Origin of the sequence: Fischerella thermalis PCC 7521, assembly GCF_000317225.1 — a bacterium.
In the GTDB taxonomy this organism is placed as follows: domain Bacteria; phylum Cyanobacteriota; class Cyanobacteriia; order Cyanobacteriales; family Nostocaceae; genus Fischerella; species Fischerella thermalis.
Window position 1 is genome coordinate 24,075 of the sequence record NZ_AJLL01000089.1, and the last position, 21,107, is coordinate 45,181.

Annotated in this window: 17 protein-coding genes; 13 read left to right on the top strand and 4 right to left on the bottom strand. The window is 41.9% G+C overall.

The features are described 5' to 3' along the window. Positions 1 to 308: 308 nt before the first annotated feature. From UYK_RS0118335 to UYK_RS0118375, 9 genes are all read left to right on the top strand, one after another. Positions 309 to 959 carry an FHA domain-containing protein gene (locus UYK_RS0118335; RefSeq protein ID WP_009453827.1) on the top strand — a complete coding sequence of 217 codons (651 nt, stop codon included), beginning with the start codon at positions 309 to 311 and terminating at the stop codon, positions 957 to 959. A 129-nt stretch (positions 960 to 1,088) separates the two neighbouring features. Next, on the top strand, positions 1,089 to 3,104 hold the full coding sequence (locus UYK_RS0118340; protein WP_016871902.1) for an FHA domain-containing protein: 2,016 nt from the start codon (positions 1,089 to 1,091) through the stop codon (positions 3,102 to 3,104). A gap of 305 nt (positions 3,105 to 3,409) precedes the next feature. Beyond that, complete coding sequence (locus UYK_RS0118345; RefSeq protein ID WP_009453830.1) at positions 3,410 to 4,144, top strand: GDSL-type esterase/lipase family protein; 735 nt, start codon at positions 3,410 to 3,412, stop codon at positions 4,142 to 4,144. A gap of 37 nt (positions 4,145 to 4,181) precedes the next feature. After that, the gene (locus UYK_RS0118350) at positions 4,182 to 4,385 is read left to right on the top strand and encodes a hypothetical protein (protein WP_009453831.1); all 204 of its coding nucleotides are present in this window, start codon (positions 4,182 to 4,184) and stop codon (positions 4,383 to 4,385) included. Positions 4,386 to 4,451: 66 nt separating this feature from the next. Next, a complete protein-coding gene (locus tag UYK_RS0118355) occupies positions 4,452 to 4,886 on the top strand; it encodes a hypothetical protein (protein WP_009453832.1) in 435 nt (144 codons plus the stop codon). Positions 4,887 to 5,196: 310 nt separating this feature from the next. Beyond that, entirely contained in the window at positions 5,197 to 5,757 is a 561-nt protein-coding gene (cysC, locus tag UYK_RS0118360) for an adenylyl-sulfate kinase (RefSeq protein WP_051023759.1), read from the top strand. A gap of 191 nt (positions 5,758 to 5,948) precedes the next feature. After that, the gene (locus UYK_RS0118365) at positions 5,949 to 8,126 is read left to right on the top strand and encodes a cation:proton antiporter (RefSeq protein WP_009453835.1); all 2,178 of its coding nucleotides are present in this window, start codon (positions 5,949 to 5,951) and stop codon (positions 8,124 to 8,126) included. A gap of 92 nt (positions 8,127 to 8,218) precedes the next feature. Further along, positions 8,219 to 8,743 (top strand): hypothetical protein, encoded by a 525-nt coding sequence (locus UYK_RS0118370; RefSeq protein ID WP_009453836.1) that lies wholly within the window; start codon positions 8,219 to 8,221, stop codon positions 8,741 to 8,743. A 98-nt stretch (positions 8,744 to 8,841) separates the two neighbouring features. After that, a complete protein-coding gene (locus UYK_RS0118375) occupies positions 8,842 to 9,630 on the top strand; it encodes an AMIN domain-containing protein (RefSeq protein WP_009453837.1) in 789 nt (262 codons plus the stop codon). A gap of 81 nt (positions 9,631 to 9,711) precedes the next feature. On the opposite strand, the gene UYK_RS0118380 is transcribed toward UYK_RS0118375, so the two are convergent. After that, complete coding sequence (locus UYK_RS0118380) at positions 9,712 to 10,248, bottom strand: DUF3172 domain-containing protein (protein WP_009453838.1); 537 nt, start codon at positions 10,246 to 10,248, stop codon at positions 9,712 to 9,714. 302 nt (positions 10,249 to 10,550) lie between these two features. Between UYK_RS0118380 and UYK_RS0118385 the strand changes: the two genes are divergently transcribed. The 4 genes from UYK_RS0118385 (at position 10,551) to UYK_RS0118405 (ending at position 16,766) form a co-directional block, all read left to right on the top strand. Next, positions 10,551 to 11,378, top strand: a complete 828-nt coding sequence (locus tag UYK_RS0118385) for an ABC transporter permease (protein ID WP_009453839.1) — start codon at positions 10,551 to 10,553, stop codon at positions 11,376 to 11,378. 167 nt (positions 11,379 to 11,545) lie between these two features. Next, complete coding sequence (locus tag UYK_RS0118390) at positions 11,546 to 13,363, top strand: autotransporter domain-containing protein (RefSeq protein ID WP_016871906.1); 1,818 nt, start codon at positions 11,546 to 11,548, stop codon at positions 13,361 to 13,363. 191 nt (positions 13,364 to 13,554) lie between these two features. Beyond that, complete coding sequence (gene clpB, locus UYK_RS0118400) at positions 13,555 to 16,173, top strand: ATP-dependent chaperone ClpB (protein WP_009453842.1); 2,619 nt, start codon at positions 13,555 to 13,557, stop codon at positions 16,171 to 16,173. 287 nt (positions 16,174 to 16,460) lie between these two features. After that, positions 16,461 to 16,766, top strand: coding sequence for a 30S ribosomal protein PSRP-3 (locus tag UYK_RS0118405; RefSeq protein ID WP_308409903.1), 306 nt, complete (start codon positions 16,461 to 16,463; stop codon positions 16,764 to 16,766). 250 nt (positions 16,767 to 17,016) lie between these two features. Here UYK_RS0118405 and atpC read toward each other — a convergent pair whose 3' ends face one another. The 3 genes from atpC to UYK_RS0118420 form a co-directional block, all read right to left on the bottom strand. Beyond that, positions 17,017 to 17,430 carry an ATP synthase F1 subunit epsilon gene (atpC, locus tag UYK_RS0118410; RefSeq protein WP_016871908.1) on the bottom strand — a complete coding sequence of 138 codons (414 nt, stop codon included), beginning with the start codon at positions 17,428 to 17,430 and terminating at the stop codon, positions 17,017 to 17,019. Positions 17,431 to 17,520: 90 nt separating this feature from the next. After that, entirely contained in the window at positions 17,521 to 18,969 is a 1,449-nt protein-coding gene (gene atpD / locus UYK_RS0118415) for a F0F1 ATP synthase subunit beta (protein ID WP_009453845.1), read from the bottom strand. Between the two features lie 285 nt (positions 18,970 to 19,254). Next, complete coding sequence (locus UYK_RS0118420; RefSeq protein WP_009453846.1) at positions 19,255 to 21,093, bottom strand: ABC transporter ATP-binding protein; 1,839 nt, start codon at positions 21,091 to 21,093, stop codon at positions 19,255 to 19,257. Positions 21,094 to 21,107 lie beyond the last annotated feature (14 nt).

Here is a 21,107-nt window from a genome sequence, read left to right on the forward strand (position 1 = left end):
AATTCCACAAACTCATAACGAATTAAATTTGTAAATACTCCGTGAACCCCCGCGCTACCTTTGCGTCCCTTTGCGTTTACAAACACCATAATTTTACGCAAAGTAACACTAATACCATTTCATGTTAATCACGGTACATTAAATCCTGTAGAGACGTGCCATGGCACGTCTCTACAACTATCAAAATAAATTACTTTCTAAAGTTTCATCTAAATTATGTTGTGATTAGTTGCTTACACCTGCCTTATCGTGTTAGGAATCGCACAGGGAGGAATTGTATATAAGATATGAGTTTTGCGGGGAGAAGAATGAACGTACTAACTTTACAGTGGCAAGACGCCGGTCAAATAAAAATTCAGAAAATCCACGAAAAACAACCAAGTAAAAATCCTGGCACTATCCGTATTGGTCGCGATCCAGTCCGGTGTGATATTGTTTTGAGTCATCCTACAGTGTCAGGCTTACATGTAGAAATATTTTTTAACGCCCAGCAGCAGCGTTTTTTGATGAAAAATTTGCGTGAACAAAATCCTCCCCTTGTAGATGGACAGAAACTCGTTCAAGGTGAGATACCTCTGCGTGAAGGCAGCATTATTTATTTAGGACAGCAACTACTCAAAGTCACAGAAATTTCTGTACCAGGAGGTAGCACTGTACCACCAACCATTTTGACACCGCCACAACCACAAGCTACCAATCCTCCGCCAGTACCAGTAGCACAACCACAGGTACATCCCAATTATCACCAACCTACACCACCCCGGCAACCACAACCACAAGCAGCACATCATCCCGTCACTCCCGCCGTGCAACAGCAACCACAACCACAAGGCGTTTATGGTTTGCAATGTCCTAGATGTAAAAAACTTTCTTCCTATCAAAACTTGCTACTAGGTTGTCAGCACTGTGGTCATTCTTTACAAGATGCCCTCAGCGTCTTAGTACCACCGAGTCATTAGGGGTTTGCAAATAACAAGGAGACACGGGGGACAAGGAAGACAAGGAAGACAAGGGAGAGTCCAATAACTACTAACTAATAACAACCATTACATAATCTATATTTACTTAACTTATCAATAGAAATACTTATGAATAACGGTTCTTTTGAAATTCAATTACTCTGGCAAGATCCAGTTACAGGAGAACGACGAGAACCAAGGTTGAGAGTACCTATTGCCTTCGGTAGAGAATTTGCCCGAATGCCTGCCGAACTTAGGGGACAACCAGTAGCCCGGATGCTATTAAATCATGACCAAGTTTCTCGCTTCCATGCCTTGATTGAATGGGAACAAAACCAACTGGTGGTGAAAGACCAAGGTAGTGTCAATGGTATCTATGTTAACGCTCAACGCCAAACACGGGCTGCACTCAATAGTGGTGATATTTTACAAATAGGACCTTACGTCATTTCTGTAACCTTTGCCGCCTCTGTTCCAGCTACTCCACCCATACCACCCATACCACCTAGTCCTCCTATTTCTTCCCCACCAGCCCCCAGTGGAAATTCTGTCATTATCTTCAACCCCAACACTAACCTCCCAGACCCTACTTTAGCTCCACAAGTGGTAACACCACTAGGTAGTAATTTCCCGCCACCAGTCTTTCAGCAAGAACTTGTCCCTGTCCAGGCACTTCATGCAACCGGTATGCCTGTAGATGAAACTTATTATTTAACTGTGGGAGCAGGATTAGGTAGTTTTATCTGGGTAGATTTACTAAGATTATGTGGTGTAAAGACTGACAAAATAGTAGCGCTGGGTATAGATAAAGAACCCTATGCCCGTTACAAACTTCTATGTATGAATTCCCAAATTCCTTTACACGAAAGATTGCGTTCCAATTCTGACTCTTGTCCTGATAATATTTGGGGTTGGCCTAGCTATGCTTTGCGAGAAGCTTGGCATGACTTTGGCAAAGGCAGAATTGATCAGTCTATCAAACATCTATGGAAAGTTTTTGCTGAACCTACTTTTGCTGAAACCTATACACCCCGTTCAGGTAATGTATTTGATTCCATCGACCGAGAAGCAAGACGCATCGGTTGGGACAAGATTTATCGCTTTGGACGAGTCTTGGCAATTAGGAAAACAGATGATGGCAGGTATTGTGTAGCCTATTCTCGTGGACGCGGGAATCATGCCTTTTTTGTCAGCCGTTATTTGCACTTGGCGACTGGTTATCCAGCACTGCAATTTCTTCCCCATTTACAAGCTTATCGGGAGAGATACAAAGATTTTAGGTCGGTTGTGAATGCTTACGAAGACCACAACCATGTCTACGAACTATTGGAACGCCAGGGTGGTAGAGTCTTAATTCAAGGACGAGGAATTGTTGCTTCTCGAATTGTGCAACGCATCTATGAGGCACGCAAGAGAAACCCGAATATTTCTATTTTGCATTTAATGCGATCGCCAAAACCCCAAGGTAATAAATACGGTACTTCCCAGCGCATCGTCAAACATCATATCGAATTGCAACCATTTAACTGGCCCAAAGCTTGTTGGGGTGGGGAATTACGAGAAGTCCTAGAAAAAGCCAGCCCAGAGCAGCGTAAAGAATTAATATCTAACAAAGTATGGGGTGGAACTACAACTGCTGACCGCTTAGACTGGCAGTTTATCACAGAGGTTGGACTGAGAGAAGGCTGGTATAAAATTCAATTTGCTGTCGTCACCAGAGTTGAACAGGACGCACAAAAACATCTCATTGCCTACATTCAAGACAAAGACTTTGGCGAAATTCAACTCCCTGCCGTTGATTTTATTATTGATGCTACTGGTCTTGATGCCAAAGTTAAAGAAAGCCCATTACTCAAAGATTTAGTCGAACATTATCACTTACCACTCAATCCTGTAGGGCGTTTGGCTGTGGCTAACGACTTTGAGTTAGTAGAAATGCGTAACGCTCAAGGTAAAGTTTATGCCGCAGGAGCAATTACTTTCGGCGGACCCTACGCAGCAGTTGACAGTTTCCTTGGCTTGCAATATGCCTGCTTACGTGCTGTAGATGGTCTAGCCACTGCCCGCGCCCCTGGTGTGCATAGTCTCAACCCCATTAGCTCCCTTGGGCAATGGTTAAAGTGGGTGTTTAATCAATCGCCTTAGGGAGATGGGGTGATGGGGAGTAGAGGAATAACAACTAACAACTAACCATTAACCACTAACAATGACCATTACCAATTTCCGTATTTACTTCTATGGTTTATGAATTTATTGTAAAGACAGTCAGTAGTAGAATGCTTGGTAGCTCAATTTCAAAGTTTAATTAATCCAATCCAGAACGGCAAGACAATTGCTATTGTCTTGTGTAAAAACTATGTGAAAAGAAGTCATTTGCAGAAAATTAGATACTCTGAAATGGTGTAGAAATGTATAGAATTCTGTAAAGATATAAAATATAGTTTTTTCAAATGCAGTTATTTTTAACACCTTCTTCCATGCAGCTGTCTACTCGACCAACCAAAAGTCAACCCTTAAAGATTGTCGCACTGGGAGACAGTTTAGTATATGGATTTGGTGATCCAGAGGGAGGTGGCTGGGTTGAACGACTCCGGCGACAGTGGATGTCACCTGACAGTGCTGGTCACATCATCTATAATTTGGGCGTACGGGGCGATCGCGTCCAACAAGTTGCTCAAAGACTAGAAGTAGAGTTTCGCCATCGTGGCGAACTACGTAATCAAGTTCCAGATTTAATCATTCTCTCAGTTGGTGTCAATGATTCAGCCCGGTTAGGTCGTCTAAATGGACGCAACTATACAGATTTTGCAGCTTTTCAGTTACAAATAACTTTCCTACTAGAAATGGCCCAGCAATTATGTCCTGTATTATTTGTAGGTATGACACCAGTTGATGAGTCCAAAATGCCATTCCTGGACTGCTTGTATTACAATCATACCGATCAGTATCGCTACAAAGAAGCAACTCGAATTGCTTGTCTACAAAGAGGAATTCCCTATCTTGACATTTTCCAGAAATGGATGGAACGTGGTGAACAGTGGTGGTTAAAACGTCTCAGTCATGACGGTCTTCACCCTAATACATCAGGTTATCAAGCTTTATTGGCAGATGTCATTAATTGGGAAGCGATCGCCACTTTTCAACATAAATCCTATTCTCCAGCCTCAAACAAAGATACTATCTGAAATAAGATGAAAAATTCGGCGTTGCAGAGAAAGCAGGATGATTTTATTTTCTCTTTTAATTGAAAAACTCAATTCTTGGCGTTCTTGGCATCTACCCTACGGGAAGCCGCTTGAGCGCGTCTATGGCGGTTCATTATTCATCCCCATTTTATCCCCATTTTATGCAACGCCAAAAATTCTTAACTTTGGAATTTTAAATTTTAAATTTTGTATTCTGCAAATATCACCAATCATTGCTTGACCTTACAACAAAGCAGATTTATTTGTGGAATCAATCCAAAATCCAAAATCCAAAATCCAAAATCCCATGACTCCTACTTTATTAGGCCGCTGGCAAACTCGATTATTATTATTAGCAACTGTAGGCACATTCATATCCATACCCTTTGCAATAGGTTTAATTGGTTTCCAACCTGGCATTATTTATTTTTGGATAATTGCCTACGTCGCCATTTTTGGAATTTTTTGGGATATAGTATATGACCAAATTCAAAAAAGACGTTGGGATAGAGACTGGCCCGCATTATATCAACTACTAGCTGGTGTTTGGGAATTTGTTTTTGTAGTTTGTGGTGTTAAGATTATTGGTTTTTTACCAACACCTGTTCCAAAAGAAGAATTACCATTTTTCCTAATAATTTTACATTACGGTATGGTTTGGTTAGCCGTTTTTATTGCTTCCCAATCAATTATGCGAATTTTATTTCCTCGGTGGCGTTTTCATGGAGGACGATGGCTTTAATCTTCAGTTAACAGTTATCAGTTATCAGTTTTTCTGAAATCCTTATGATTTGTAATTATGGGGATTTTATTTTTATTTATTCTAGAAATTTCAATTTGAATTATATAACGATAGAAGATAGCATTGCTAAGGTAACAGCTTATCTGGAACAGCGAAATTATATTCCTGCTAAGCCCCTGTTGGAATACAGTATTTAGGTAGAACACATACACAGTCACAAACAACGGACCGATGTCTTCCTTTTCCTTCTTCCCTTGTCTCCCTGTCAGCAATAATTTAGCGGTGTATAAAAAACAGGATGTATGAGCAAATGCTACAACGTGGTGTGACCGTATGGTTTACAGGGCTAAGCAGTGCTGGCAAAACCACACTCAGTCGAGTAGTTGCTAGCGAGTTGCGATCGCTTGGTTATCAAATTGAAATTTTAGACGATGATTTATTACGTGAAAATCTCAGCAATGATTTAGGTTTCAGCAAAGCAGATAGGCATGAAAACATCCGTCGCATTGGTTTTGTCGCTACACTATTGACTCGCAACGATGTAATTGTATTGGTTTGTGCCATCTCCCCTTACCGCCACATCCGGGAAGAGGTACGTAACTCAATAGGCAATTTTATTGAGGTTTATGTCAATGCATCTCTAGATATTTGTGAAAAGCGAGATATCAAAGGACTTTATCAAAAAGCTAGGGCTGGGCAGATTAAAAACTTTACTGGAATTGATGATCCATACGAACCACCTTTAAATCCTACACTCGAGTGTCGTACCGATTTAGAAACTATAGAAGAGAGTGCCAATAAAGTTTTGCTAAAAATGGCAGAACTCGGTTACATCAATGCTTTGAGTAAGAAAACAAATAATTTATACTAATCAAAAAATTAGAAACATAAGAATTAGGGACTAAAGCTAAATCCCTATTTTTAATTTCTGTCTTTTTTTGTAATAACAATTAACATCAAATCTGAATGATAATTGCAGTTGTGTGATCTATAAAGGTTGACATCATCAAGCGATTTACAGAATCATCTAAGGGACACCGGATAGTCGCTTGTGAGGAAACTATGCACACGGTTGTTCTCGTTTTAATTGAGGTGCTGATTGTAATTGGACTGTCTCGGCTAGTAGGATTGGCATTCCGGTGGATTAACCAACCATTAGTGATCGGAGAAATTGTAGCGGGAATTATGCTCGGTCCCTCTCTATTTGGTTTGGTTGCTCCAGGGCTATCAGCTACCTTATTCCCTCCTGAAACAGTTCCTTTTTTGCATGTTCTGTCTCAGGTCGGCTTAATATTTTTCATGTTTCTCATCGGGCTGGAGTTAAATCCCAAATACCTCAGTGGGAATTTGGAAATAGCGGTTTTGACCTCACATGTCAGTATTTTAGTACCATTTTCCTTAGGAACTCTGCTAGCGTTACTTCTTTATCCATTGATTTCTAACGCTAGTGTTTCTTTTACCGCCTTTGCCTTATTTTTGGGAGCAGCAATGTCAATTACTGCTTTTCCGGTACTGGCGCGAATTATTACAGAAAATAACCTCCAAGGAACACGCTTGGGAACATTGGCATTGACTTGTGCTGCTGTAGATGATGTCACCGCTTGGTGCGTTTTGGCAGTAGCGATCGCAGTAGCACGCACAGGTAGCATTGCTGGTGCTTTTCCTACCATCGTTGAAAGCTTGATTTATATCGGCGTAATGGTGACATTAGGGCAAAATTTTCTCTCTCGCCTTGCTACCTACTATCGCCGTACTGGACGCCTCAACCAACTAGTTTTAGCGTTAATTTATGCTGGAGTAGTTGCTTCCGCACTGATTACAGAATTCATTGGTATTCACTTGATTTTTGGGGCATTTTTACTAGGGGCTGTCATGCCTAAGAATGCTGGTTTGGTCAGAGAATTAGCACTGAAAACAGAAGATTTTGTCTTGATTTTTCTCTTGCCAGTGTTTTTTGCCTACAGTGGTCTGAGGACGCAAATAGGTCTGCTTAACAGTCCGGAATTATGGTTATTATGTGGACTGGTGTTAATAGTAGCGATCGCAGGTAAATATCTAGGCACCTATATAGCAGCTAGAGTTAGCGGTATTAACAAGCGAGAAGCCTCCGCACTCGGTTGGTTAATGAATACTCGTGGTTTAACCGAGCTAATAGTACTCAATATTGGTTTGGAGTTGGGAGTAATTTCATCTTTACTCTTTACCATGTTGGTGATCATGGCCTTAGTGACTACATTCATGACCTCACCACTATTAGAATGGACTTACCCGAAAAAACTCATCAAGTTAAACCTAGTAGAATCAGAACCAGAAACAGAAAGTGAAACAGTTATTGGTGGTGAGATTCCTGGTCGTCCTTACAGAGTTTTAGTACCAGTAGCCAACCCAGATACCCAAAAAGGTTTAGTGCAATTAGCAGTAGCGATCGCAGTTAATTTCCAACAACCTGCTATTGTTAATCCCCTCAGCCTGATTGAATTACAAGAAGACTATGCCTATGAGAGTACACCAGTTGAGGCAACCAGGTTAATTCAAGAACGACGTCAACTTTTAGATGAATTGATTCAACGCTTAGAACCACCAGCAGCACGTTCTTATGTTCATCCCATAGTTCGTGTTTCTAATAACGTTGCACGGGAAACTACACAGATAGCTGCACTTGAACAAGCTGATTTAGTGATTGTTGGATGGCATCGTCCAGCTTTTAGTAATAATCGCTTGGGTGGGCGAGTTGGTCAAATTCTCACAACTACCCCAGTTGATGTCGCAGTATTTATTGATCGGGGTGAAGAACGCTTAGAAAGTTTGTTAGTACCCTATTCTGGCAATATCCATGATGATTTGGCACTCATCCTGGCTTTGAGACTACTGGTAAATCGTGACACTTCCTATTTGCAAGTATTACAGGTGCTATCAGCTCATCAGGTCAAAGACGAATTAAGTTATGAACTGCAAACTTTAATGGAGCAATTGCCTCGTAGCGTGAGCGATCGCGTTACCATCAACACAATCTTAGACACAGAGCCTATCCAAGCCGTAGTTGCAGCTTCCCGAGGCGTTGATCTCACAATTGTAGGCGCAAGCCGTACCTGGGGTATAGAACGCCAAACATTGGGAAGATATACAGATGAACTAGCGATCGAGTGTCGTTCCTCGCTACTTATTACCCGTCGTTACAGTAAAGTTATTTCTCATCTCACCTCTGTCCTGACTGAGTTTAAGTCAGAAGTTACGACTTAGAATTTATGAAATTATAAATTATGAATGATGGATGATGAAAAAGTTCATCATTCATAACTTATAATTCATTGTTACCTAAGATTATTATTTTTATGAATCATTTTAATTTCAAATCTATATCTTTTTATGGTATAGCTATATGTTCAGTCTTACTATTGTTTAAAATCGTAACAAATTATGGAGAAAATAAATTAAAAGCCCCTCTTCCTCTCAAACAAAGCTATCGTTTGATATTTGGAGAAAAATTACCTGATTGTAATCAACCAGACATAGCCATCTTGAATATTCATCAATCAGGAGTTTACTTAAATGGATCTTTATTAGCAACAAATAATAATACCCAACAAACATCTAATACAGAAATACACCCCACTCTCAGTGGTAGATACAAAAATAAAAATATAAGTTTGTCGGGTCAAGTTCTTAACTCTGTTCTTTGCAAGAATGCTAATTCAAAAAACAAAAAAGATTATAAAACAGTCAACATACAAATGCAAGTAGAAAAGCAAGATAATCTCAGCGGTCAAATAACAGTAAGTGGTATGAACAAAGCAATTAAAATTAGTGCAACACCCAACCAAAAACTAGATGCTTCAGTAAAGTTAAATAATTATTGAAATTTTACTGATAAGAAGACAGGAGGCAAAAGGGAGAAAATATTTTCAATCTTAATCGTGATCAACCTAGTATTCCTTACAATGTTTGGTATAAAACAATGAAAGAAAAATTAACTAACAAGCTCTTTTTTAAGATTAGCTTATTTAGCCTATATACAGCATTTACTCTTGAAGCTGGTATGAGTAATGCTGAAACAGTATCAAAATTAGAAGATTGGCGTTTTGATCCAGAAGCATTACAGCTAGAAATTATTCTCTCTGCACCCTCACAACCACGCTACTTCTTTCTCTCTCAACCTTCTCGTATTGTTGTAGATTTACCAAGTACTAAATTGGGTTATGTTTCCACTCAACAAAATTTTTCTGGAGCGATAAAAAGCATTCGTGTCTCGCAATTAAATGCAGATGTAACTCGTATTGTTATGGACTTGATGCCAGGTACTTTTATAAACCCTAACCAGGTACAACTACAACCTGTTTCTCCAGAAAATCCTACACGTTGGGTTCTAAGTCCTGTTACGGTTAGTAATAATGCATATTCAATACCCACAAACATTTTTCCTTCATATCAACAGACACCAAATTCAGGTTTATACAACCCACCTCCACCTTCCCAAAATCAACCTTTCCCAACCACAACTTACTACAATCAACAACCTTTGGTAACTGTACCCCCCCTGCTTCCTGATAACCATTCTCAACCGCCAAATTCTACTCTTCCTCCAGCTATTTTTCCTAACCAATCTGGTAATCTCAACAGTATTCCTTTTTTCCCTACACCAGACTTACCAAATTACCCACTCCCAAACTCCTCTAATAATCAAATCACCAATCCCAATCCAGGAGCAATTGAGTTTGGAAAACCTCTACCCAATAACACTCGATAAAGTTTGTTATTTGTCTTTTAATGAACTTACTACTTAACAACCAATCACTCAAGACATTAATAATGACAAATGCATAGATGATTAAAACCTATCTGTTTCTATAGGTGGTGCAACTGCTCCTGGTTCGGTAACAAAGAAGTTTTTCGCTGCTTCATTTTGGTAAACACAACTAATATCAGGTTTTTCACCCAAGTCACCTGTATAGCCAAAGGTATTAAGACGGTTCTTACAATCTCGAACCTGTTCATTTGTTACCAGTTTACGTTGCTCTAAAATTGCCCAGTTATTAGTACGTAGAACGCACCCAGGACGCATACTCGGTTGAGAAACATAAACATTAAAGGGGTTGAGTGTCACAAATAGCCTAGTATCCATGACCATAGCACTGGCTCCATACTGCACACATAACTCAGGATTAGGTGCTTTAGTATCAATAAATTCCCGGGAAGCCACGTTACTTGGTGTAAATGTCGCTGTAGAACTAAAAGCGATACCAATTCCTATACCTAAAACGAACACCCCTCCCAATATCGCTATGGTGGTGAAATTAAACAATGGGGATTGGAAAAGAGAGGGTTTAGGAGGTGTAGTGGTTCTACCAACAGGTTTACGTCTCATTTTTGCTTAATTCTCTTTACATTTTGGACAGTCGGGAGCGGTTTGAGTTCCTCTCCTTATATATATATCAGTATGCCGATTCTTGCCTATAGTTGTCTTTAACTTTAGTTATTGGTTGGTTGTTGGTTGTCATTGGTCATTTGTCATTTGTTAGTGGTTAGTAGTTAGTATTTATTTCCCACTCCCCACACTCCTCATACTCCCCACCTCCCCACCACGCCACATTTGCTACTTCTGGTGGAAGAATATCAACAAATGTTAAATAATTAATTAAGAATATCTTTATACATGACAGCAAGAAAGTGATTTATCAGCGATCGCTATTTTCACATAAGGACTTTAAAACTTCGCAATTTCAAACTCTTTTGGCAGATATTCTCACTGTCTTTTGGGGAGACTGGTTAGAGTTACGTGTCAGAATTACCCAAATAGCCGCATCAGGGTTAATATCTCCACTGATATATATTTTGGCATTTGGTTTGGGTTTAGGAAGTTCTATCCGACCAGGAGCAGGAATTAGCGGTAGCTATGGTAACTACCTAGAATTTATTTTGCCGGGTATGGTGGCTTTATCATCAATGACAATTAGTTTTGGTGGAACGACATTTTCTATTTGTGGAGACAGACTGTTTACCAAAAACTTTGAGGAATTGTTACTAGTCCCCGTGCATCCCCTAGCGCTGCACATAGGGAAAATGCTAGCAGGAGTTGTGCGGGGATTGATGACTTCCGGTTCTGTAATTTTGGTTGCTTTGCTGTTTACCGGAAATTGGAGATTTCTCCATCCTCTATTTTTGTTGTTGCTATTACTTAATTGTGCCGTTTTTGCAGGGTTAGGCGTAATAGTAGGGTTGACAGTGCGATCGCTCGAAGCAGTGGGACTCTACAATAATTTTATTATCATTCCTATGTCTTTCTTAGGAGCGACATTTTTTGATCCAGGTACATTACCAGGAATTCTCAAAGTAGTAGTTTACCTCTTGCCCCTTACCTATGCCAGTATCGGACTACGTGCAGCTGCTTATTTACCCCTATCACAGTTTCCTTGGTATAGTGTGCCAATTTTACTAGTAATCGCGATCGCTCTTTCTCTGTGGGGTGCTAATTTATTCTCCCGTCAACAGGATTAAATTACTGATGGTTGATTGTTGATGGTTGGTTGGAACTATTAACAACTAACCACTAACCACTAACCAATAATCTTTGCATTACTTCAAATAAAATTTAAGCATTTGCTTGAGCGCTACTGCTGGGAAATTTAGTAGAATTTGCCAAATATATTTTGATAAAAAATGGTGTGAGCAAAGAAATTCCAGTGGCGATCGCCTTTTCTGTTGTATCTAATTTATTGCCTTTCAAAGCTTTAGCAGGGGATTACGATCAACTTTTTATTTTTGGTGACAGTTTATCTGACAATGGCAACTTATATCGAATCACAGGGGGTACAATTCCTCTGAGTCCACCTTACTTTCAAGGACGATTTTCTAATGGGCCGGTTTGGGTGGAAGTACTGGGTTCCTACTTAAATATTGATGCAAATGATACTAGTAACTATGCTGCTGGTGGCTCCACCTCTGGAAATACTAACGTCCTGAGTGAATCACTAATAATACCACTACCATCTTTGTCATCTCAAATCAACGATTTTGCTTCTGCATCAGTAACCCCTAGTTCTAATGCCCTATTTATTTTATGGGCTGGTGCTAATGATTACCTAATTCAGCCAATAGAAAAAAGAGCAACCAATACACAAATAGTAGTAAATAATCTATCTAATGCAATAACAACACTGATCAATAAAGGCGCTCGTAATATTATTGTGCCTAACCTACCAGATTTGGGCAAAACTCCGCAAGAGCGATCGCAAGGGACTGCTGACAGCACCACCGCTGCAATTAAAAGTCACAATTATAACTTAAATTCTGCCCTGCAAGAAATTGCCAAAAATCGTAACGTTAACATTATTCCTCTCGATATTAATGCTTTATTTAACGAAGTTATTGACCAGCCTGATCGATACGGTTTAACAAATATAAATGACCCTTGCTTTGATCAACAAGCAGCTACAATTTGTCCTAATCCTGACGAGTATTTATTTTGGGATAACATTCATCCTACAGATCGCGGACACCAGTTTATTGCAGAATACACCGATGCAGTTTTGAATGCTCCAGTTGCGATCGTCCCACAAGCTGAAATCGCTCTGCATATAGCCCAAAGACAGGCGCAGCTGATCGATGATCGTTTGTCAGCGCTACACAACACTTCACAAACACAATCAACAGATCGCTGGAGTGTATTTGTTAACGGTGATGTAAATCTTGGTAGTCAAGATGCTAATGAACATCATCCAGATTACAACTATAGAACAGGTGGTGCTACTGTAGGCTTTGATTATGGCGTCACAGATAAACTAGCTGTAGGAGTAGCATTAGGTGTTGTGAATAATGAGACTGAGTTGCATCAAAATCAAGGTGACATCGAAATTGATGGCTATGCTGTTTCAGTCTATAGCAACTATGTCGAGAAAAACTTCTACAGCAATGCTGTAATTAGCTACGGTAATAACGACTTTGATATTCAACGTCAAATTGATTTCGATCAGCGCACAGCTACAGCTAAAACTGATGGAACACAGTTTTCCGTGAACCTAAAAAGTGGTTACATTGCCAGATCGGGTAATATTTCCTATGGTCCTACCTTTAGTTTGAAATACGATCGCATCAACATCGACGGCTACACGGAAACAGGTGCAGGTAGTCTAAATATAAAAGTAGATGATCAACAAACAGAATCATTTATTGTGAGTGTAGGTACACAAGCTGCTGTGGAATTGAAGACCAGTTTTGGTTCAGTCATACCAAATATCCACGCAAGTTACGAATATCAATTTGCACCAACACACCGCACCATCACCACAGAACTTGTGACTCAACCAGGTATACCCATGCGTACTCAGACAAATGAATCTGACCGTGATTATTTTAAATTGAGTGCAGGGACACAGATTCTATTTTCTAAAAATTTTGCAAGTGCGATCAACTACGAAATTATGATCGGCAGAGAAGATTTTAGTAGCAATGCAATTAAGGGAGAAATTCGCTATCAATTTTAATCCACAGATAAATCTAGAAGCTTGTACCATTAAAGAAGTATCGATTATACCACCTCCCCACACACGGACGGTATTACTACTTGAAAAAGACGTGAAGACCGATCTAGCTATTGACCCGCTTCTTTTTAAAATGACCATATAAGAACAAAAATTATATTTGCGCGTGTTGTTGTTCGTTCCTCAAAAAGCCTATGCAACCAACTAACCCAAACCAATTTACAGAAAAAGCGTGGGAAGCGATCGCGCATACTCCTGAGATTGCTAAACAAAATCACCATCAGCAAATCGAAAGCGAACATCTGATGAAGGCGTTGCTGGAACAGGAAGGACTAGCAGCTCCTGTGTTTACAAAATTGGGTGTGAATCTGCAAAAACTACGCGATCGCACAGACCAATTCATCCAACGTCAGCCAAGAGTCTCGGGAAGCATCAATTCTGTTTACCTGGGACGCAGCTTGGATTCTCTCTTAGACCGGGCTGAAGGCTATCGTAAGGAGTTTGGTGACGAATATATATCGATAGAACACTTATTACTTGCTTACGCCAAAGACGATCGCTTTGGTAAAAGTCTATTCCAAGAATTCGGATTAGACGAAAGAAAATTAAAAGATACTATTAAACAAATTCGGGGAAGCCAGAAAGTGACCGACCAAAATCCAGAAGGTAAATACCAAGCACTGGAGAAATATGGGCGTGACCTCACTGAAGCCGCCCGTCAAGGTAAACTTGACCCAGTGATTGGAAGAGATGACGAAATTCGCCGCACGATTCAAATTCTCTCTCGCCGCACCAAGAATAACCCTGTATTAATTGGGGAACCAGGTGTTGGTAAAACTGCAATTGTTGAAGGCTTAGCCCAGCGCATTGTAGCTGGTGATGTACCCCAGTCTCTCAAAGACCGCAAACTCATTGCTTTGGATATGGGTGCTTTGATTGCGGGTGCAAAATTCCGGGGTGAGTTTGAAGAACGTCTCAAAGCAGTCTTAAAAGAAGTCACCGAATCCGGTGGTAATATTATCCTATTTATTGATGAAATTCATACCGTTGTCGGTGCAGGTGCTACCCAAGGCGCAATGGATGCTAGCAACTTGCTCAAACCAATGTTGGCGCGGGGTGAATTGCGCTGTATCGGTGCGACAACTTTAGATGAATACCGTAAGTATATTGAAAAAGACGCCGCTTTGGAGCGACGCTTCCAGCAAGTATATGTCGATCAACCAAGTGTAGAAGATACGATCTCGATTCTGCGTGGGTTGAAGGAACGCTACGAACTGCATCACGGGGTGAAAATCTCCGATAATGCTTTAGTAGCGGCGGCGACACTGTCGAGTCGATATATTAGCGATCGCTTTTTACCAGACAAAGCCATTGATTTGGTAGACGAAGCAGCCGCTAGGTTGAAAATGGAGATTACCTCCAAGCCAGAAGAACTCGACGAAATCGATCGCAAAATCTTGCAATTGGAAATGGAGAAGTTGTCGCTGCAAAAAGAAAGTAACACAGCTTCTCGTGAACGTCTGGAAAGACTAGAAAAAGAATTAGCAGATCTCAAAGAAGAACAACGGGCGTTAAATGCTCAATGGCAGTCTGAAAAGGATATTATTACTAAAATTCAGTCTGTCAAAGAAGAGATCGACCGCGTTAACTTAGAGATTCAACAAGCCGAACGCGATTACGACCTCAACCGCGCTGCTGAGTTAAAATACGGCAAATTAACCGATTTACACCGCAAACTTGAAGCCGCAGAATCTGAGTTAGCCCAAACTCAACACACTGGTAAATCTCTGCTGCGGGAGGAAGTCACCGAATCGGACATCGCCGAAGTTATTTCTAAGTGGACTGGTATCCCCATCAGCAAGTTGGTGGAATCGGAAAAAGAAAAACTACTGCACTTAGAAGATGAACTACATCGCCGTGTGGTTGGACAACAAGAAGCAGTCACAGCTGTTGCGGATGCAATTCAGCGTTCTCGCGCTGGTTTAGCAGATCCCAATCGTCCCATTGCTAGCTTTATTTTCCTCGGTCCCACTGGTGTAGGTAAAACAGAACTAGCGAAAGCCCTTGCGGCGTACCTATTTGACACCGAAGAGGCGCTAGTCAGAATTGACATGTCTGAGTACATGGAAAAACACGCCGTTTCACGTTTAATTGGTGCGCCTCCTGGGTATGTTGGTTACGAAGAAGGCGGACAGCTAACCGAATCAATTCGCCGTCGTCCCTATGCGGTGATTCTCTTCGACGAAATCGAAAAAGCCCATCCGGATGTGTTCAACATCCTGCTGCAAATTCTCGATGATGGACGTGTCACCGATGCTCAAGGTCATACGGTAGACTTCAAGAACACCATTATTATCATGACCAGCAACATCGGTTCGCAGTTTATCCTCGATGTCGCCGGCGATGAATCCCGGTATGACGAAATGCGTCACAGAGTCATGGAAGCAATGCGAAATTCCTTCCGTCCAGAATTCCTCAACCGCATTGACGAGATTATCATCTTCCACGGTTTGCAAAAAGAGGAATTGCGCGAGATTGTACAGTTACAAATCGAAAGACTACGGCAAAGATTGGGCGATCGCAAGATATCATTGAAGCTTTCGGATGCTGCTCTTGACTTTTTAGCTGAAGTAGGTTATGATCCCGTATTTGGTGCGCGTCCACTCAAACGTGCTATTCAACGGGAGTTAGAAACACCAATTGCAAAAGCGATTTTGCGCGGCGAATTCAACGATGGCGATACCATCTTTGTAGATATTGAGAATGAGCGCCTTTCCTTCAAGCGCTTACCTGCTGAAATATTGACGACTTAACAGTCATTCAGTAGACCTATTGCACGAACACTTAAATACCCCCCTTAGTCCCCCTTGTCAAGCTGGGAAACAACAAATCCAGTTCCCTCCCCTTGTAAAGGGGAGGGTCAGGGTTTGACAGGCGTAGGTTTTTTACACTTAGGAGGAGTTAAAACAGTAGAAATCATCAACAGGAGTAGAAGCAAAAGAACTCCAGCGACCCCACTCAATTTGTCCACTCGGCAAGGATTGCGATAGAATAAGCGATCACTGTCATTAGTTAAGTATTGCCCGGAAATTTCGCGGAGGTGCGATTGTCCAAGTTCATTTTGAAGATATTGTGGTTAGATGAGAACGTCGCCTTGGCGGTTGATCAGGTGGTAGGTAAAGGTACTAGTCCTTTGACAAAGTACTTTTTCTGGCCCAGAAATGATGCCTGGGAAGAACTCAAAAAAGAGCTAGAGTCAAAACACTGGATTACTGAAGTAGATCGGGTAGAGTTACTCAATAAAGCTACCGAAGTTATCAACTACTGGCAAGAGGAAGGTAGAAATCGCCCGATGTCAGAAGCACAAGGGAGATTCCCTGATGTTACCTTCACAGGTAGCGCCTAGAAGAAGGCAGAAGACAGAAGGCAGAAGGATTAAAATTATTAATACTTCACACTTCGTAATTCATCCTTAGCAAATCTATGTATGGTTAAGCTTATCCCCAAATTGTAGTCTGGGGATGAGCTTGAATCGACCGAATTTGACTATGCGTTATCCAAAACTTTATGAAGACGTTAACTTTGACGTCAAATTAATTTTTATAAAATCTAACACTTAGCAAAAACCCGGTTTCTCGATGGAACCGGGTTTTTAATTATACCATGCCACCAGCAGCTTGAAAACGAGCGCGGGCGCGTTTAAAAGCTTGATTGGCTTGGATTTGACCGTGGCGATCGCCTTCTTTAACTTGACCTAAACGAGCTTGGGCTTCGTTAAAAGCAGCACGAGCTTCTTCAAGATCAATGCTGTCACCACGTTCAGCACCATTAACTAGAATGGTTACTTCATCTTCTTCAACTTCAGCAAATCCACCCATAAGCGCAATGGGTGTCCAGCCTTGATTTTTACTAGGACGTACTCGCATCACACCAGTATCCAAGGCAGTTAATAGTGGTGCGTGTCCCGTGAGGATACCCAACTGACCAGTGGTGCTAGGTAAAATCACTTCTTCAGCAGCAGCGTCCCAGATTGTTTTATCCGGAGAAATTACACGAACGGTTAATGGCATATGTCTTTTGTTAGTAGTTAGTGGTTAGTGGTTAGTAGCTAGTAGTTAGTAGTTGTTACCACTAACTACCAACTAACAACCACTAACTAATTACCCTTTGAGTTTTTCAGCTTTAGCAATGGCTTCGTCAATGCTACCGACCATGTAGAATGCTTGCTCTGGCAAGTCGTCCAACTCGCCAGCCAGAATCATGTTAAAGCCTTTGATTGTGTCTTCCAACTTCACGTATTTACCAGGAGAACCGGTGAATACTTCTGCTACGAAGAACGGCTGAGACAGGAAGCGCTCGATTTTGCGCGCCCGTGCTACAACTAGACGGTCATCTTCAGACAATTCATCCAAACCCAGAATGGCGATGATGTCTTGTAATTCTTTGTAACGCTGTAGAGTTGCTTGGACAGCACGAGCGGTATTGTAGTGTTCCTCACCAACTATGTTGGGCTGTAACATGGTGGAAGTAGAGCCCAGAGGATCTACCGCCGGATAAATGCCCTTCGCTGCCAAACCACGAGACAATACAGTGGTTCCATCCAAGTGAGCAAAGGTAGTAGCGGGTGCGGGGTCAGTCAAGTCGTCCGCAGGTACGTACACAGCTTGGATAGAGGTAATAGAACCTTCGTTGGTAGAGGTGATGCGCTCTTGTAGTTCACCCACATCTGTACCCAATGTTGGCTGATATCCCACCGCAGAAGGCATCCGTCCTAACAGCGCTGATACTTCAGAACCAGCTTGCACGAAACGGAAGATGTTATCGATAAACAACAGTACATCCTGCTTGTTCACATCCCGGAAGTATTCTGCCATAGTCAAACCAGACAGACCAACACGCATTCTAGCTCCGGGTGGCTCGTTCATCTGACCGTAAACGAGAGCAATTTTAGATTCGTTGAGGTTATCTTTGTTGATAACCCCAGATTCGATCATTTCGTTGTAGAGGTCATTGCCCTCGCGAGTGCGCTCTCCCACGCCGGCGAACACGGACACACCACCGTGCTGAGTCGCGATGTTGTTAATCAACTCCATCATGATCACGGTTTTGCCGACGCCTGCACCACCGAACAGACCAATCTTACCGCCACGACGGTAGGGAGTCAGCAGGTCAACAACTTTAATCCCAGTCTCAAACACGGAAGGTTTGGTTTCCAGTTCAGTGAGTTTGGGAGCAGGACGGTGGATAGGCAGTTTCTCTTCAGTGTTGACAGGTCCTCTATTGTCCACAGGTTCGCCCAGGACGTTGAAGATCCGACCCAGGGTGGCTTTACCAACAGGTACGCTAATGGGAGCGCCAGTATCGACAGCTTCCATACCACGCACTAAGCCGTCGGTGGAAGTCATTGCCACAGCCCGCACCTGATTGTCACCAAGCAGTTGCTGTACTTCGCAGGTAATTGCGATTTTCTGTCCAGCTTCGTTAGTGCCTGAGACGCGCAAAGCGTTGTAGATTGGTGGCATTTTTCCACTAGGGAATTTTACATCTACAACCGGCCCAATGATTTGGGTAATGTAACCAATGTTTGTTTTTTCTGCTGTGGTGACCATGCTGAGTCTATTGATTGAAGCTATATTTCAGATAGGGTCGTAAGAGACTTAAAATTAAGCTATGTCATCTTCAAGAGTAGCACTGAACGACGCCAGAATTTGGCATAAATTCATTAGCTATTTCTTCAAAAAAACAGCCCTCCCCACAGATCAGCAGAGAGAGCGAAGCCATGCCATTTCACTATTGATGAAATACACATGGTTTTAATCCTATTTCGTAAACTCAGGTAAAAAATCAGAGCAAAAGTGGAAATTAGTCCTAACTGTGCTGACAAAGACTAATTTTCATCGCATAGCCATCAAGCCATTACCCTCCGTAGACTGGAGAGCATACATAGCCGCATAGCGTCCACCTAGACGTATCAATTCTATATGAGTACCCTTTTCTAAAATTTTTCCGCCTTCGATGTAAAGAATCAAATCAGCTTGTACAACTGGTTTCAGATTGTGGGAAATTAAAAAAGTGGTGCGTCCTTTGGTCAAACGCTCGAGCGCTTCATTCACAGCGTGTTCGTTTTCTTGGTCTAAGCCTGTGGTTGGCTCATCTAAAATGACAATGGGAGCTTGACGTACTGCTGCACGGGCGATCGCAATTCTTTGTCTTTGTCCACCAGAAAGAGTTGCCCCCCGTTCACCCAAGATAGTATCGTAACCTTGGGGCAAGGCCATAATAAAATTGTGGGCATTTGCCAAACGGGCAGCTTGTTCTATCTCCTGGTCGGAGGCTTGTAAACAACCGTAGGCAATGTTATCTTTGACACTAGCTGCAAAGAGAATACTATCTTGTAACACGACACTGATTTGTTGCCGCAAAGAATGCAGTTTGTATTCTCTAATGTCATGAGCATCAATCAAAATCTTACCTTCTAAAGGATCGTAGAGGCGCAACAAGAGACTAACTAAGGTAGATTTACCTCCGCCAGAAGGCCCTACTAAGGCTACGTGTTGACCAGAATATACTACAAAACTTAAGTCTTTTAATATACTTTTATTTTGTTCGTAGGCAAAGGAAACATTTTTAAACTGCACAGTTCCCTTCAAAGGTGGCGCCTCAATTGCTCCACGGGCATCGCGGATATCAGGTACGATGTCTAACACATCCAAAACACGTTCACCGGAAGCGGTGGCTTTGGCAATTTGCCCAGTGTATTTGGCAAGCTGGCGCATCGGTTTAAAGGCAATGCGGAGATAGTTGACAAATACTAACAAATCCCCAGGAGTAAGGGATTGTCTTAATACTAACTGCACTCCTCGCCATAACACCAAAGCAATGGAAACCCCCACCAACAATTCCACCATCCGTTCTAAACCTGCTGCTAGTCTTTGGGCTTTGGCACTGTCTTTTAAACTTTGGCGGTTGTGGCTGAAAAAAGTATTCTCCAACATATCTTGCAGAGAAAGCGCCTGCACAATTTTGATGGCACCGATAGATTCGGCTGCGGTTGCAGCCATTGCTCCTTCGCGTTGGCGTTGTTGGCGTACCACCTGGCGGATACGTTTTGTCAGACGCATCGTGGAAAATATAAATAGGGGAAACACAGCAATAGCAATGAGTGCTAGTTCCCAATGCAGCCAGAACATGACTGCGATCATACCGACTAGAGTTAAAGAATGAGCAAGTAGGGGCATGACAGCCATGACAGTCACTTCCCGTAGTCGGTCAATATCAGAGGTAACGCGAGTAATGAGGTCACCACTTTTGGCTTTGTGGTGAAAAGATAGAGAAAGCCGTTGCAAGTGACTGTAGAGATCAGCGCGAATTTCTGTGAGGATGTTGGTTGCTGCCAAGGACATACCCACAACACTGAAGTAAGCAGCAGTAGCACGCAGAGCAGCGATCGCAACTAGCCCTAAAGTTAAGGTAGTAAGTAGGGCAAAAGGACTGAGTTCATCCAGAAAAGGAATACCCAAGGGCTGGGTTTTAAAACCAGGTAACAGAATATAGTCAAAAATAAATTTTAGTGGCCAGGGTTCTAGTAGGTGTAAGAAAATTTCTGCGATCAGCGCCACGAAGGATACTACCAGCAGGTTTTTCTGTTGGCGGATTTGGGGTGAAAATCGCCGCAAAATCCTCACTATTCCTGGTAAGGCTGCCCTCAAACTTTTGCGGTCAGGACGCGCCATTTTGATTTATTTCC

What these genes read in the sequence shown, in the direction of transcription:
- UYK_RS0118420 (WP_009453846.1), bottom strand. Translation starts at nt 21,093, where the DNA reads ATGGCGCGTCCTGACCGCAAAAGTTTGAGGGCAGCCTTACCAGGAATA.
- UYK_RS0118355 (WP_009453832.1), top strand. Translation starts at nt 4,452, where the DNA reads ATGACTCCTACTTTATTAGGCCGCTGGCAAACTCGATTATTATTATTA.
- UYK_RS0118365 (WP_009453835.1), top strand. Translation starts at nt 5,949, where the DNA reads ATGCACACGGTTGTTCTCGTTTTAATTGAGGTGCTGATTGTAATTGGA.
- UYK_RS0118345 (WP_009453830.1), top strand. Translation starts at nt 3,410, where the DNA reads ATGCAGTTATTTTTAACACCTTCTTCCATGCAGCTGTCTACTCGACCA.
- atpC (WP_016871908.1), bottom strand. Translation starts at nt 17,430, where the DNA reads ATGCCATTAACCGTTCGTGTAATTTCTCCGGATAAAACAATCTGGGAC.
- UYK_RS0118350 (WP_009453831.1), top strand. Translation starts at nt 4,182, where the DNA reads ATGATTTTATTTTCTCTTTTAATTGAAAAACTCAATTCTTGGCGTTCT.
- UYK_RS0118380 (WP_009453838.1), bottom strand. Translation starts at nt 10,248, where the DNA reads ATGAGACGTAAACCTGTTGGTAGAACCACTACACCTCCTAAACCCTCT.
- UYK_RS0118375 (WP_009453837.1), top strand. Translation starts at nt 8,842, where the DNA reads ATGAAAGAAAAATTAACTAACAAGCTCTTTTTTAAGATTAGCTTATTT.
- atpD (WP_009453845.1), bottom strand. Translation starts at nt 18,969, where the DNA reads ATGGTCACCACAGCAGAAAAAACAAACATTGGTTACATTACCCAAATC.
- UYK_RS0118370 (WP_009453836.1), top strand. Translation starts at nt 8,219, where the DNA reads ATGAATCATTTTAATTTCAAATCTATATCTTTTTATGGTATAGCTATA.
- cysC (WP_051023759.1), top strand. Translation starts at nt 5,197, where the DNA reads ATGCTACAACGTGGTGTGACCGTATGGTTTACAGGGCTAAGCAGTGCT.
- clpB (WP_009453842.1), top strand. Translation starts at nt 13,555, where the DNA reads ATGCAACCAACTAACCCAAACCAATTTACAGAAAAAGCGTGGGAAGCG.
- UYK_RS0118335 (WP_009453827.1), top strand. Translation starts at nt 309, where the DNA reads ATGAACGTACTAACTTTACAGTGGCAAGACGCCGGTCAAATAAAAATT.
- UYK_RS0118340 (WP_016871902.1), top strand. Translation starts at nt 1,089, where the DNA reads ATGAATAACGGTTCTTTTGAAATTCAATTACTCTGGCAAGATCCAGTT.